Source organism: Salinibacterium sp. NSLL17 (assembly GCF_015864935.1).
In the GTDB taxonomy this organism is placed as follows: Bacteria; Actinomycetota; Actinomycetes; order Actinomycetales; family Microbacteriaceae; genus Rhodoglobus.
Window position 1 is genome coordinate 187,239 of sequence record NZ_JADYWH010000002.1, and the last position, 14,186, is coordinate 201,424.

Consider the following 14,186-nt stretch of genomic DNA (forward strand, 5'->3'; position numbering starts at 1 on the left):
TTGCACCTTCTTTGTAGACACGCGTAGACCGCCTTTTCGTTTCAGGGCCGATTGAGTCTCGCCGTTGCCACTGCTGCAACGCTTGATGGAGAGTTTAGGGCGCTGACATAGACGATGGAACTACGCCGTCGAAGAGGTCGGATTCTTAGGCGATTGAAGGCGCACTGTCGGCGTCGACCACGGGCATCACGTGCTTCACGAGCGCCTCGAGAATACGAGTGTTGAACTCGACCCCGAGCTGGTTGGGCACGGTAACCAACAGGGTGTCGGCGGCCTGCACTGCCGCATCGCGTGCGAGCTCGGCGGCGATCACATCGGGGGCTCCGATATAGGAGCGGCCGAAACGAGAGCGTGAACCGCCGAGCATGCCGACTTGATCGCGCTGCTCGACCTGCCCCTGGATGCCAAAGTAGTACTCGGTCTCGTCATCAATGATGGGCAGGATGCTGCGACTCACCGAAACCCGTGGTGCACGGTCGTGGCCGGCACTCGCCCACGCATCCCGGAACATCGCAATCTGTTCGGCCTGCAGCTCATCGAAGGGAACTCCGGTGTCTTCGGTGAGAAGCGTCGAACTCATCAGGTTCATCCCTTGCTCAGCCGTCCAGATCGCGGTGGCCCGGGTGCCTGCGCCCCACCAGATGCGTTCGCTGAGTCCGGGTGCCTGCGGCTGAATCGGCTGCAAAGCGCTCGTGCCAATCATCTGCGGATTGCCGGGAGCGAGCCCTTCGCCCGCGATCGCACGGCGAAACTTATCCGTGTGGGCGCGAGCCATGTCGGCATCGCTCTCTCCCGCTGCCGGTTCGTAACCGAAAGCGCGCCATCCGTCGATCACCGTTTCGGGTGAGCCTCGGCTAATGCCGAGCTGCAGACGCCCCGCGGAAATAAGATCTGCTTGCGCCGCGAGTTCTGCCATGGCCAGAGGGTGCTCGTAGCGCATGTCGATGACACCGGTACCGAGCTCGATGGTGCTGGTGCGGGCAGCCGCGGCGGAGAGCAACGGCCACGGCGATGCATGCTGGCGCGCGAAATGGTGCACCCGAAAGTAGGCACCGTCGACGCCGACTTCCTCTGCCGCAACGGCAAGCTCCACTGCCTGCAGCAGCGCGTCAGCTCCAGTGCGAGTGGGCGACCCCTCAACGTCTTGCCAGTGCCCGAAGGAGAGGAACCCAAGTTTTGTCATACTGGCGAAACCGGTGACTCATGCGCGCTATTCCCGAGCGAGAGGGCAACGCCGTCGAGGATGTCGTGCTCGCTCGTCGTGACCCACTCGAGCGGGTGACCTGCTGCAGCCGTGGCATCCGCCACTCGTTGCAGCACCGTCGCCCAGATGACCGCACCAGAGGCGATCACGTCGACGCGGCCGGGGTGCATATAGGGCAAGGCTTCGCGTTCGGAGCGGGGCATGTGGGTGAGCGCTTCGCAGGAACGGAGCACGTCTGCGAGCGGTAACCGGCTTCCGCTGATCGCGACCGGGTCGTAGCTCGTGAGGCCGAGGGCGTGCGCGGTGATTGTGGTGACGGTGCCCGCGACTCCGATGACCTCGGTGGCCTGTGAGAGGTCGACGGTTGCGGTTGCGACGTCGAGCGCTGCGACAACGTCGCTACGGATGGCGGCGAGCTCAGATTCGGAGGGCGGGTCGCTCGTGATGTTGCGCTCCGCCAAGCGCACGCAGCCGACATCCATTGAATATGCCGCTTCGGGGATGTTGCCACCGATCACAAGCTCAGTGGAGCCCCCGCCGAGGTCAACGACGAGGTGTTGGGGCGTGAGCGCGCCGTTGGTTGCGGCATCTAGCTCGGGTGCAGGCAACACCGTGAGCGCTCCGCGGAACGACAGCGCGGCTTCTTCGGTTCCGGGAATCACTTCGACCGGCACACCCAGAATTGCGACGACCGCGTCGGTGAACTCGGCGCGGTTGGCGGCATCCCGTGTGGCAGAGGTAGCGACGAAACGGATGCGCTCGGCACCGTGCTCGCGGCACAGATCAGCGTAGCGGCGCACGGCCGCGATGGTGCGATCGAGGGCACCCTGGCTGAACCGACCGGTGCGGTCGACGCCCTCCCCCAACCGCACGACTTCGAGGGTGCGCAGCACATCGGTCAGCCCGCCGTGCCCGTCGAGGTCGGCGATGAGCAGGCGGATCGAGTTGGTTCCGCAATCGATGGCGGCGACTCGGGTCATGAGTTCTCCTGAAGTGCTGTGGGTGGGGCTAGCGGGCGCGGGCTAGCGAACGACGACGAGGGCTTCGTTACGTTTCAAGAATCCGGGCTTCCACGGCGGGTCATAGCGGGCAAAGTACACGGCACCCAAGGGTGCGACGCAGTCACGGTTGAGGGCAGCGAGCAGAGCATCCGCATTCTGTTGGTATTTCTCTTCGTTGGAGCCGCCGCTAAATCGCCGCGCGGCCACCCGCTGCTCGGGAACCTCGGTCGTGCGCACGGTGGCGTCGCCAGGGGCGGGAACGCTCGTTGCTCCGGCAGGCATCACAAAACTCACGGTGTATTTCTTCGATTGCCCGGGAGCCTGAATAACCGGCGCTGTCATAGAAATGTTCGATGCGCTGATGTACCGGATGAGCGGACGAAATCCTTGATTCCCGGCCTCAAAGAACGACCCGTCGGCATCCACCTGCGCCAGAATGTGCGCCGGATAGAGCCGCACTTCGTAACCATCATGCTCAGAAATCACGGTGTACGGCTGCTTTTCGGTCATGCCGTCACCCTACGCCTGCGCGCCTTGAACGAGCCTGACGATTCACCGTGCAGGAAGCCCTCGGTTGCGGGAGCCTAGACCTTCTTGACGACGCTCGACTTGAGCTGCATCTGGCCGAAACCGTCGACCTTGCAGTCGATGTCGTGGTCGCCAACACCATCAACGAGGCGGATGTTGCGCACCTTCGTTCCGACCTTGATCGACGTGGGGCTGCCCTTGACCTTGAGGTCCTTGACGATGCTCACCGTGTCGCCATCGGCGAGCGGCGTGCCGAACGCGTCCTTGATGACTGCGGCGTTTTGTTCTGCTTCGGCAGCGGCATCCGCTTCACTCGGCGACCACTCGTGCGCGCACATCGGGCACACCAGCAGCGAGCCCATTTCGTAGGCGAGGTCGCTTGAGCAGTTCGGGCAGAGGGGTAGAGCGTCAGACATAAGGCACTTTCGGCTAGGCACCAATCGGGCTGGCGCAGCGCTGAACTAGTCGCTAATGGTCAATTTTACCTGATTGCACCGTTGCAGATTAGCGAGCCGATCTGGAATACGACCGGCCACGCTCACGTTGCACCCCACGACATCGCAGATCGACTCTGTTCAGCTTCTGAAAGGCCTCCTTCATGACCATGCTTCACGACCGTCTCGCCGCGACCGACTCCCCCATCCTTGATGTGCTTGCCGAACGGTGGAGCCCCCGCCACTTCGATGCCACCGCACCGCTCGATGAGGCGGCGCTGCAGAATGCTCTCGAAGCTGCTCGCTGGGCACCCTCGGCCTACAACAGTCAGCCCTGGCGCGTCGTCGTCGCTCGCCGCGGAACCCCGCAGCACGACGCCATCGTTTCCTCACTTATCGCGTTCAACCAGTCGTGGGCCGGGTCCGCGTCAGCACTACTCGTCTTCCTGACGGAACACCACAACCCGGAGGGCAAGCCGCAGCCGACCGCCCTCTACGACACCGGCCAGGCCGTTGCCTACTTCACCATCCAGGCCCAGAGCCACGGACTGTTCAGCCACCAGATGTCAGGCTTCGACCCGGATGCCGCAGCAGCGGCCCTCGACATCGACCCCCACTTCACCCCCACCACGGTCATGGCCGTTGGCGCACTGGGTGACCCCGCGGAAATGACCGACGTCATCCGCGAGCGCGAAACCGCACCCCGCGCACGACGTGCCGCTGCAGAGTCGGTGCTCGTTAACGCTTAACGCTTGACGTCGCCGGCGATCAGTTCACGCAGCGCGGTCACAATCCCATTCTTCACGTCGGCCGACAGGTGCGAGACAAGGACGTGTGCAACGCCCGGCTCGGTAATGATCGCGGTCGCTTTGTCATCCAGCTTGATGGATGCCGGGTCGATTGCACTGCGGAGAGATACGACCGGTTCTTCCATCAGGTCACACGAGCGAACCGCGGTATCGGTAACGACAATGCCGTACACACCCGCGAAGGTTTTATCGAGCGATGCGAACGCTATGGTCTCGCCGTCGCCCAAGCCGATCTTGGGGCCAAATTTCTTGAGCATCTTGGTGAGGCGCGGGTCGTCGGCCAGCAATACATCGCTACGGATGCCGAGCTCTGCCAGCCGCGGAACCAGCTCAGAAGCAGTCAAGTTCTCAGTCTCTTCCTCGCTCGGTTCACCCACGACGGCGAGCCCGAGCACCTGCGAGAGCTGCACGACGCTAGTCACGGCATCCACGAGAAGCTGAGTGAGCCGGAACTCTGGAGAGTGGCCCTCAGCCGAGTCGGCTCCGATGAGCTTCACCATGTCTGACCAATCGAAGGCACTGCCAACGGAACTGATCAGGGCATGACTGGAGGCGACCGGATCTACCGAGGTGACGGGCAGCATCCGATAATTGGGAAGCTCTCGCCCGAACACTCCCGCGAACTTGTCTTGAATAACGATGCGCTGATCGGTCAGGAGAAAACCCAGAGTCTGGCGCTTTCGTGTGAAGAGATTCATGGCGTGGTAGCCGACAAACAGCAGCGGCACCTCGTTGGGTCGCGGAGCATCCGCAAGCAACAGCTGCTCGACAGCATCGTCGAAGACTCGAGCAGCGTCGTCAAAGACCGGGTGGTCTTTCTGGCCGGGAAGGAACACCACCGGCTGCAGTTCAGACGCAAGGTCCTTGGCCCACAGCGAGAGCCGGGCAGCGATCGTGTTCGTCGCCGAGCGGTGGGCCGCGGGAATGTCGCGAAGGTACTCTTCCGCTGTCGTCATGAACTGGTTCCTTTCGAAGGCCGGCAGGTTGTGCGACTAGTCGCGGAAGAGCGCACTATTCGCGGCCGTCTTCGAGCGGGATGAGCATCGTGCGGAATTCGCCTTCTGCGGCGTGGATGTCCCAGATTCGAGAAGCGACGTCATCGATGCCGTTGGGCAGCTGAAGCTTGGGAATGCCGCCCGGGATGACGAGCTGACGGATGCGGATCCCCTCCCCTTCGAGCGTCTTGTGCAACATCTCGCCGTAAGCACTTTCGGCGGGGAACGCGAGAGACGTTCCCGCGAAGCCGGCACGCGCCTTCACCGAGGTTCCGCCGTTGATCAGGATGATGCTGCCGTGGCCGGCCTCGCGCATTGCGGGCAGCACCGCGCGCGCGGTGTGGATGAGCCCAAGGGCAGAAAACTGGAGTGCTTCTAGCGCGAGTTCGGGAGTCAGGTCGAGCACCGGCTTCAGGTAGTCGCGCGATGGGAGCGGGCTGTACTGGACTGTCGTGATCGGCCCCAGGTCGGCAGCGGCACGCGCGAGTGCGTCCTCGAGTTGTGCCGGCTCGCGCACGTCCGCAACAAATCCGCGGGCGGTCACGCCATCCGTTTCGAGCTCAGCAGCGAGCGCATCGAGCTTCGACTGATCCCGAGAGATCAGGGCGACAGCAAAGCCTTCGCGCCCGAACCTACGGGCAACTGCAGCGCCCAGTCCGGGGCCTGCTCCGATGATGGCGATAACGGGCATTGTGAACTCCTTCGGCGTAGGCGTACGGCAGGGAGCGCCGCTGGGACGAGCCTACTCATAGAAGGTTGTGAGACAGGGCGGTGTGGCAAGTTAATGAAACGGAACTCCTCAGAATTCCGCCCAAACGGTTGGTGCCCCGCCGACCTAGCCGGTCGCTAGGTATGTACCGCGGCGGACCGCTCGCTTCGTTACACGGTGCTTGGCCGTCTCGGTGCGCTCCTTGTTGGGGTCGGGCGCTTCGCTCCATCGGACACGCCATTTCCACACGCCTGCTATAGCGTCGCCAGTTGAGAGCGTTCGGCTCGACACGCCAGAGATGTCCCATATGGCGACGTCGGACGTATCAGCGAGCCCCTCCCACCAGTTAAACCTCGTGTGCGCGGGCACCTCGGTTTGCGTTCTCATCGATTGCCAATTTCCGCCCGGTTTGCACACTTCAAACTTCACGTCGTGAGCACCGGCTGGTCCGCGCTGACTGACGTGCACGATCACTGATGGAACACCCTTGGCTTGCGAGGAGGGCGTCACGAAGAACTTGAAATGGGGTCGAAGGAAGTAGTATTTTGTCTGCACCACTGCCACGATCCCTAACGCTAGCGAGCCTGCGCTGAGCCCGATAGCAACGACCGCAACCACGAGAGTCAACATTTCATTAGTGGTTAGTCCGGGGTCAGAAGTTGTAAGCATTTATCAACCTTAAGAGTTCGGTAAGTTCGATGAGCTTACTAGGACGATCACACCGCACCGCACCGGCGGAGGATTGCGACAATTCTCCTCACCCATCGTTTTCCGCAGATATGATCGCGGAGCGAGCATTACCTACCGTGTCGGCGCCCTACTTGGATGCGATGCGATCACCAACCTGTACGCTGCAGTGCGGTGGGCGACCTACACGCAAGATCCCGATCGGCTCGACGCTGCCATCTCGGCATCGCTGAGGGTCGCGACCGCTTTGCATGGGGCCCGTCTAGTCAGCCTCGCCCGCGTCATCGGGACGGGCTAACGATCGTCTACTTGTAAGACATTCTGGTCGCGCCCGAGCATCACCGCGCCGGGATCGGTCGCGAACTCTTCGTTCGAATTTTTGAACCCTACGATGACGTGCTGCAGAAGGTTCTCCTCACCGATGACGAACCTGGGCAGATCACCTTCTACCGCGCAATGGGGTTCGCTGAGGTCCGTGATCTAGAACACCCGACCGCGGTTTTCACGGAATTCGCGTGAAAAGTTGGTGATCAACAGCTCTAAAGACCGATACCCCGAAGGCTAAGCCAAAGCTGGTTGCTAAAGCGGAACTCCACCCCGTTCCGTCGCGGGCAGGCATCAGCTCCTTACCCCGTGCGGCCTTGCCTTTGTCTCCGATACCACCATGCAGCTCATGTCGGCCTTACTTCCTCGCAGTGGCCCGGAACCGACTAACGCTCGACGACGGGGCCACGCTGACGGGGCGAGGATGCCAGGTAGCGCGCCATACTAAAGGTAACCGCTCGAGTGGCACGCGGGTCCTTCGCGAGCTTCTCAAACAATACTTCTCGAGTCTCGTTTGCGGTGATTGCGAAGGCTTGTCTGACGATTTCCATCAGGTCAGCGAGAAGGTCGCTCGACGGCACGCCATCCATCAACGCAAGATCCTTCGCATTCGGTTCTCGCTTTCGAGTCATCGCAATGCTGGCCGCCATGGAAAGGTGGAATACATAGTCATCCACCTGACCGTGTGTGGCCCGGTTCTCACGCAGGAACTTTTCACACTCCCGCACGATCGCGATCGAAGCGTAATAGGCTCTCATCGGGTTGGAGCCGCTAAAGACTACGTTATAAATCTCATCCTTGAAGATCCGTGATACCTCACCCCGAGAAACATGCGGTGCTTGAACAAGCGTCGCGAGAACTGCTTGGCCCATCTGGTCAATCGAAACGAGGTCTCTCAGCGGAATTTGACGATTACGGTAGTAATTCTTGCGGCGCTCGTAGTAAAGCCCCTTAGTTCGAAGGAACTCCTCGATCTCCCGTTGCACGCGATCAGTTGCGCGCAACGAGCTCAAGCCAAGAATGGTCTGGCTGTTCGTGGCGCGAATTATCCGATCTTTGACAAGGTCGTCATCCGCTTGAATGACCTTGACTAACACACCACGATCTTCTAAATACTCGTGCGACGAGCCTTGCTTATAGATTTCATACGACGTTTGAAGCCCGTTCACAATCTGCGGCGAGTCAAGGTGAAGTAGCTTTCCCGCAGGCTGCACTCGATCGGCCACTATGGTTACCCCGTTGTTTAGCCACCAAAAGTCAACGTCTGTGTCCTGCTTACTCAAGGTCTCTTGGATGCTCATGTTTACGCCGGAGTCGCTGTCGTAATCGCGCACATTTGCATCGAAGAGCGACGCGTCGAGCTTCCCAGTGTCATCCGTGATGAACTTCTGGTAATCATAAAGCTTAACCAGCCCAACATAACCGCCGGACATATCCGTGGAAATGGGGTTCTCTGCCAACGTCAGCTCCGCCGTTACCGGCGGCTTTTCCCGAGCGAGATTGGCCATACTCGCTGCATCAAGGAGATCAACAGAGGGGTCACCATTCCCGAAGGCGGCCTTGAGCGTAGCTTCAAGATCATTCGCCTTTAAGACGACGTTTTCGTGAATTTGCTCCGCCTTCAGCGCCGCAAATGCCACGAAGATGCGAAGCCTTGGCATATCCATTGCGCGATATGTGTCAAGGAATCGACGCGTGATCTCAATGAGCCGAGGGTTGAACTGCTTTTCCAAGGCGATGTCGTCTCGTGCAAAATCCAGAAGTTTAGGCAAATGAACGATCAATTTTTCGACCGCGGTCTCCCCGAAACCACGCGTATTTTTCACTTGGATCAGCACTAGATCCAGCTGAGGATTTCTGCCGAGTGCACCAATATTCACGCCGTCGCGGACGTAGTACCCATTAGCGAAGAGGTGAATTGCATCCACGCCACCATCGCGAGTGCCGTCAACGATCCCGGACAGGACGTCGTCGTGACTTGGCCGGTACTTGCTTAGATAATGCCACGAAACGAAGTACGCCTCCTGCTCAGCAGCGTTGAAGCCCTCGGTCTCCCGGCGTGATCGTTCGACCATGTCCTCCAGCAAGACAACATCGTTCGCTCCCATCCACTGACCTCTCTGTCCTAAACACTGTTGACGAACTCGTCGTGAAGGCCGCACTGCGCGATCGCCTAGTCAGATATTCTTCGCACAACAGCCGGGCTCGAGCACCCTGGAAGGAGCATTATTCGAAGAATAACTCAACACTCAAGTGTGAGCATAACGCAGTCACAGCACCCAGAAGCCGCGCGACGCGTAGTGCGAGCGAGGATGAGGCGGCTAACGCGCGGCAAACCGATGTCGTTTTTCAAGACCACCGCCTCTGTCCATCATGAGGTATTGCTCACTTGCAATCAGCGGATAGCTAGTTGTTGAAGCGGAACTGCACCGCGTTTCGTAGCCGATTAACCTCGCTGTGCTGTTCAGATGACCAGCAATGTCCCACATGGCTGGCCGGCCGCCGGGGCGATCAAGTCGAAGTCCTTCTCAACGGAGTCAGCCGTTCGGTGGGCATCGACGACAACAGCGGCATATCGAAGACCATCCATCCCTCCTCTGCTGAGCGCACCGAAGAGTCGAACTCGGCGCAACCTCGACCGGCGCGGACTCGCCACCGCGACCGGCTCCGGCTCCGGCTCCGTGCGACGACGGTAGGATCGCAGGAGCCCAACGAAGGAGATTTATGTGCCGCGTGCTCGCTTACCTCGGTCCTGAGACACCACTGGAGAACCTCCTCCTCAAGCCAGAGAACAGCCTGATCAACCAGGCACTCGACCCCGAACGGCACCCCGAGCTCCAGTTGGCCGGATGGGGATTCGGGATCTGGGGCGAGCACCTGCTGAAGCCCGAAGAACCCTTCATCTACCGCCGACCCATGGCGGCCTTTTACGACGACAACGCCAGCCGGATGATCCCCAGCCTCCAGGCCAGCACAATGTTGGCGCATGTGCGAGCCGCGGCGTACGACTCCAAGGTCGTGATGGTCGACGAGAACTGCCACCCGTTCTCCTTCGAGGAGACCCCGTGGATCGTCGCCCAAAATGGCTACCTGCCCAACTGGCAGCTCCTGCAGCGCGAGCTTCTGCAGCACTGCGAGGATCGGTATCTCAAACAGATGCGCGGGAACACGGACACCGAGTTCATCTACGTGCTACTCCTCTCGCTGCTCGAGGGTGACAGCAACGAGGACGTCCAACGAGCGATCGAGAAGCTCATCGAGCTGATCGCCCAGGCGATGAAGGACCTCGACCTTGGCGCTCTGACCAAGCTGAAAATGGCCCTCGTGTCAGCCGACCGCATAATCGGTATCAACGTCGGCCTCGGTCACCACGGTGAGACCAACCCCGCTGGTGATTGGAAGGAGCTGCGGAAGTCAGCCCCCGACAGCGACGACTTCGCGCTCTCGATGCTCCTCGAACCGATGTATCTACTGATGGGGTGCAACTTCGAAGACGACGCCACGACCTACGATTTTGAGGAGAGCAGCGAGGATGACGCGACCGGTGTCATATTCGCCTCCGAGCCCTTGACCGAGGGTGACGACTGGTCGCTTCTCGAGTTCGGCGAGATCGTCTTCCTCGAGAACGACGGGGAGCGCATCACCAGAACCACCAACACGCTGAAGGTCTCAGCGCGCTAGGTGTTCTTCTCACGGAGATTGTGAACAGCCTGGCGTAGCGGAAGACTAATACCCCTACGCCCGGCTCAGAAAACCCCTAGTTGTTGAAGCGGAACTCCACGACGTCGCCGTCGCTCATGACGTATTCCTTGCCCTCAACGCGGGCCTTGCCCTTGGCGCGGGCCTCAGCGATGGAGCCGGTCTCGACGAGGTCGTCGAAGCCGATGACCTCCGCCTTGATAAAGCCCTTTTCGAAGTCTGTGTGGATGACGCCGGCAGCCTGAGGCGCCTTGGCACCCTTCGGGATCGTCCAGGCACGAGTCTCTTTCGGACCAGCCGTGAGGTACGTCTGCAGGCCGAGAGTGTCGAAACCGATGCGGGCGAGCTGGTCGAGACCGCTCTCTTCCTGGCCGGTGCTCGCGAGAAGCTCTGCGGCATCCTCTTCGTCGAGGTCGATGAGTTCGGCCTCCAGCTTGGCGTCGAGGAAGATGGCCTTCGCGGGGGCAACTAGGGCCGCCAATTCGGCGAGCTTCTCGGTGCTGCCCAGCACCGCTTCATCCACGTTGAAAACGTAAATGAATGGCTTAGAGGTGAGCAGACCCAGTTCGCTGATCAGCTCAAGTTCGATCTTGGTCGCCGCCGACAACGGCTTGCCCTCATTGAGGAACGCCTGCGCAGCAAGCGCAGCCTCGAGAACGGCGGGCTCAACACGCTTGGTCTTGAGTTCCTTCTCGTACCGCGCAACAGCCTTTTCAAGCGTCTGCAGGTCAGCGAGAATCAGCTCAGTGTTGATGGTCTCCATATCGGATGCCGCATCAACCTTGCCGTCGACGTGAATAACATCCGGGTCACTAAAGCCGCGCACGACCTGAGCGATGGCGTCAGCCTCGCGAATGTTCGCCAAGAACTTGTTGCCCAGGCCTTCGCCCTCGCTGGCGCCCTGCACAATGCCGGCGATGTCAACGAAGGAAACAGGAGCAGGCAGAATGCGCTCACTGTTGAAGATGCCCGCAAGCACCTTGAGGCGCGGGTCGGGCAGGTTCACGATGCCCACGTTAGGTTCGATGGTCGCGAACGGATAGTTCGCGGCGAGCACCGAATTCTTGGTCAGGGCGTTAAAGAGGGTGGACTTGCCGACATTCGGGAGTCCAACGATTGCAATAGTGAGAGCCACAGAAGACAATCCTACCGGCGATAGCGGCCCCGAGGTACGGGACCGCTATCGCGACGGTAATGCGGACTAGGTGTTAGGCGTCGCTCTGCGGGAAGCCCAGGTTGATTCCACCGTGGCTGGGGTCGAGCCAGCGGCTGGTTACAGCCTTCTGACGGGTGAAGAAACGGATGGCGTCGGGGCCATAAGCCTTCGTGTCGCCGAACATGGAGTCCTTCCACCCACCGAAGGAGAAGAAGGCAACCGGAACGGGGATCGGAACGTTGATGCCGACCATGCCGACCTCAACTTCGCGCTGGAAGCGACGAGCCGCTCCGCCATCGTTCGTGAAGATCGCGGTGCCGTTTCCATACTGCGAGGAGTTGATCAGGGCGAGCCCTTCTTCGTAGCTCTGAACGCGAATCACGCCGAGAACCGGTCCGAAGATTTCGTGCTTGTAGACATCCGAATCCGTGGAGACGTTGTCGATGAGCGTCGGGCCGAGCCAGAAGCCGTTAGCGTCGCCATCGATCTCGATGCCGCGTCCATCAACGACAACAGTGGAGCCGTCAGCTTCAGCAAGCTCGATGTAGCCAGCAACCTTGTCGCGGTGCTGCTGCGTGATGAGCGGACCCATGTCGCAGGAGCGAGTTCCGTCGCCAACCTTGAGGGTCGACATCCGCTCGCTGACCTTGGCGATGAGCTCGTCAGCAACAGGCTCGACAGCAACGACGACCGAGATCGCCATGCAACGCTCGCCAGCGGAACCGAAGCCAGCGTTGACAGCAGAGTCAGCAACGAGGTCGAGGTCCGCATCCGGAAGCACCAGCATGTGGTTCTTGGCGCCGCCGAGGGCCTGAACGCGCTTGCCGTGGTGAGCAGCGGTTTCGTAGATGTACTTGGCGATCGGGGTGGAACCAACGAACGAGACGCTGGCAACATCGGGGTGCTCAAGAAGGGTGTCAACGGCGAGCTTGTCACCGTGAACGACGTTGAAGACACCGTCAGGAAGGCCTGCCTCGGTGAAAAGCTCTGCCATCCAGAGCGAGGCGGACGGGTCCTTCTCGCTGGGCTTCAAAACAACCGTGTTGCCGGCGGCAACGGCCATGGGGAAGAACCACATCGGCACCATGGCCGGGAAGTTGAAGGGGCTGATGATCGAGACAACGCCGAGCGGCTGCTGCAACGAGTACACGTCAACACCGGTTGACACGTTTTCGCTGTACTCGCCCTTGCTGAGCTGGGCGATGCCACAGGCGTAGTCGAGAACTTCAAGGCCACGGGCGATCTCGCCAGCAGCATCTGAAAGCACCTTGCCGTGCTCGGCGGTGATGATGGCAGCAAGCTCATCCTTGCGAGCATTGAAAAGCTCGCGGAAAGCAAACATTACCGCGGTGCGCTTGGCGAGCGACGTGTTGCCCCAAGCGGGGAAGGCAGCCTTAGCCGCGGCAACACCAGCGTTGACATCAGCGACGGATGCGAGAGGAACGGTGCGAGCGACAGCGCCCGTTGCGGGGTTGAAGACGTCGCCACGGTTGGGCGAATCGCCCTCGGTAGCGGAGCCGTTGATCCAGTGCGGAATCGTAGAGTACATGGGCCTACTTTCGATCGGAGGTGTGCCCAGTCTGCAACCCATCCGATCTGCAATCAAGACCTATTAGCGCACGGGCAATCTGCAGAAACGCACACGGTGGTGTGAGGCGCTAGTTGAAGGGCAATAGCTCTGAGCCGCGCCGCGCGACCTCGCGATGCAAAGCCGCTCGCACCAGCTGAACGGCCTCGACATCCGCGGCCTCTTTGCGCACCGAAAGAGCGAACTCCAAGCGGAAACTGACCTCGTCGGGCAGCACCGCAACCAGGCCAGGCTCGGGCTCAGCCATGAAGGCGTGCAGCAACCCAATGCCTGCTCCCTGACGCGTGGCCTCGAGTTGCGCAAACACACTCGTGGAACCAAATCCCACGCGCATGCCGCCGAGTACCGGGGCGAGGTCGAGCTCGCGAACCGTGAGCAGGGCATCCACATAAAAGACCAGCGGATGGCTGTCGAGATCGGCAACAGAATGAATCGGTGGATGCGTCGCGACATAGCCGGGCGAAGCATAGAGACGCAACGCGTAGGCGGCGAGCGGCTCAGAGGCGAGGCGTGAGGTCGCCGTGGTGCCGATCGTGATCGCCAGATCGAAGCCTGCGCCACGCAAACTCAGCGGGCGGGTAGAGGTGACCAGCTCGACCGTGATGGCAGGATGCTCCGCCTGCACTGCCGCGAGCGCTGCCGTCACAAAGGTGGCCCCGAATCCATCGGGCGCGACGATGCGCACGGTGCCGCGCACTTCGTCCGCTCCCCCGCTGGTCGCGCCGACGACGTTTTCAACGATGTTCTCGAGCCCGGCGGCGCGGGTGGCAACTTCGCGGCCGATAGCGGTGAGCTCCCAGCCGTCAGCGCCACGGTCAAGGAGGCGCACCCCGAGGGCTGCTTCAAGCCGGTCGATGCGGCGACGCACGGTGGTGTGGTCGACGCCGAGCAGAGTTGCTGCCGACACCATTCGGCCGGCGCGAGCCACAGCAATGAGGTAGCGCAGATCGTCGGTGCTCACATCGAGCGGATGCACGGAATCGCTAGCCATGCGTTAACCCTAGGGGCGCTTCGGGACAACTGCCGCAGGGCATCCTGCAATGTCGTCGCCG

At 60.9% G+C, this 14,186-nt stretch carries 15 protein-coding genes; 3 read left to right on the top strand and 12 right to left on the bottom strand.

The features are described 5' to 3' along the window. Positions 1-145: 145 nt before the first annotated feature. From I6E51_RS10540 to I6E51_RS10555, 4 genes are all read right to left on the bottom strand, one after another. The gene (locus I6E51_RS10540; protein WP_197110288.1) at positions 146-1,183 is read right to left on the bottom strand and encodes an LLM class flavin-dependent oxidoreductase; all 1,038 of its coding nucleotides are present in this window, start codon (positions 1,181-1,183) and stop codon (positions 146-148) included. Next, positions 1,180-2,184, bottom strand: coding sequence for a Ppx/GppA phosphatase family protein (locus tag I6E51_RS10545; protein ID WP_197110289.1), 1,005 nt, complete (start codon positions 2,182-2,184; stop codon positions 1,180-1,182). The genes I6E51_RS10540 and I6E51_RS10545 overlap by 4 nt, the downstream gene beginning before the upstream one ends. A 42-nt stretch (positions 2,185-2,226) precedes the next feature. Then, positions 2,227-2,715 (bottom strand): heme-binding protein, encoded by a 489-nt coding sequence (locus I6E51_RS10550; RefSeq protein ID WP_197110290.1) that lies wholly within the window; start codon positions 2,713-2,715, stop codon positions 2,227-2,229. A 74-nt stretch (positions 2,716-2,789) separates the two neighbouring features. Continuing rightward, positions 2,790-3,149, bottom strand: a complete 360-nt coding sequence (locus I6E51_RS10555; protein WP_197107410.1) for a zinc ribbon domain-containing protein YjdM — start codon at positions 3,147-3,149, stop codon at positions 2,790-2,792. A gap of 182 nt (positions 3,150-3,331) precedes the next feature. Here I6E51_RS10555 and I6E51_RS10560 point away from each other — a divergent pair, with 182 nt between their 5' ends. Next, positions 3,332-3,916: a nitroreductase family protein gene (locus tag I6E51_RS10560; protein ID WP_197107411.1), complete on the top strand. Its 585-nt coding sequence runs from the start codon at positions 3,332-3,334 to the stop codon at positions 3,914-3,916. Here the strand turns inward: I6E51_RS10560 and I6E51_RS10565 are convergent. The 3 genes from I6E51_RS10565 to I6E51_RS10575 all read right to left on the bottom strand — a co-directional run bounded on the left by I6E51_RS10565 (position 3,913) and on the right by I6E51_RS10575 (position 6,349). Then, entirely contained in the window at positions 3,913-4,932 is a 1,020-nt protein-coding gene (locus I6E51_RS10565) for a hypothetical protein (RefSeq protein WP_197110291.1), read from the bottom strand. The two genes, I6E51_RS10560 and I6E51_RS10565, sit on opposite strands and share 4 nt — an antisense overlap. A 55-nt stretch (positions 4,933-4,987) precedes the next feature. Beyond that, positions 4,988-5,662, bottom strand: coding sequence for an SDR family oxidoreductase (locus tag I6E51_RS10570; RefSeq protein ID WP_197110292.1), 675 nt, complete (start codon positions 5,660-5,662; stop codon positions 4,988-4,990). 144 nt (positions 5,663-5,806) lie between these two features. Continuing rightward, positions 5,807-6,349 carry a hypothetical protein gene (locus I6E51_RS10575; RefSeq protein WP_197110293.1) on the bottom strand — a complete coding sequence of 181 codons (543 nt, stop codon included), beginning with the start codon at positions 6,347-6,349 and terminating at the stop codon, positions 5,807-5,809. A gap of 393 nt (positions 6,350-6,742) precedes the next feature. Here I6E51_RS10575 and I6E51_RS14285 point away from each other — a divergent pair, with 393 nt between their 5' ends. Further along, complete coding sequence (locus tag I6E51_RS14285) at positions 6,743-6,886, top strand: hypothetical protein (protein WP_307783990.1); 144 nt, start codon at positions 6,743-6,745, stop codon at positions 6,884-6,886. A gap of 191 nt (positions 6,887-7,077) precedes the next feature. Here I6E51_RS14285 and I6E51_RS10585 read toward each other — a convergent pair whose 3' ends face one another. Further along, positions 7,078-8,799 carry an AIPR family protein gene (locus tag I6E51_RS10585; protein ID WP_197110294.1) on the bottom strand — a complete coding sequence of 574 codons (1,722 nt, stop codon included), beginning with the start codon at positions 8,797-8,799 and terminating at the stop codon, positions 7,078-7,080. Between the two features lie 356 nt (positions 8,800-9,155). Further along, positions 9,156-9,281 (bottom strand): hypothetical protein, encoded by a 126-nt coding sequence (locus I6E51_RS14450; RefSeq protein WP_255529346.1) that lies wholly within the window; start codon positions 9,279-9,281, stop codon positions 9,156-9,158. 134 nt (positions 9,282-9,415) lie between these two features. Here I6E51_RS14450 and I6E51_RS10590 point away from each other — a divergent pair, with 134 nt between their 5' ends. Then, complete coding sequence (locus I6E51_RS10590) at positions 9,416-10,372, top strand: class II glutamine amidotransferase (protein WP_197110295.1); 957 nt, start codon at positions 9,416-9,418, stop codon at positions 10,370-10,372. 76 nt (positions 10,373-10,448) lie between these two features. Here I6E51_RS10590 and ychF read toward each other — a convergent pair whose 3' ends face one another. From ychF to I6E51_RS10605, 3 genes are all read right to left on the bottom strand, one after another. Beyond that, positions 10,449-11,525, bottom strand: coding sequence for a redox-regulated ATPase YchF (gene ychF, locus I6E51_RS10595; protein ID WP_197110296.1), 1,077 nt, complete (start codon positions 11,523-11,525; stop codon positions 10,449-10,451). Positions 11,526-11,598: 73 nt separating this feature from the next. Beyond that, positions 11,599-13,095, bottom strand: coding sequence for a CoA-acylating methylmalonate-semialdehyde dehydrogenase (locus I6E51_RS10600; protein ID WP_197107420.1), 1,497 nt, complete (start codon positions 13,093-13,095; stop codon positions 11,599-11,601). Between the two features lie 109 nt (positions 13,096-13,204). After that, a complete protein-coding gene (locus I6E51_RS10605) occupies positions 13,205-14,125 on the bottom strand; it encodes a LysR family transcriptional regulator (protein ID WP_197107421.1) in 921 nt (306 codons plus the stop codon). Positions 14,126-14,186: the final 61 nt, after the last annotated feature.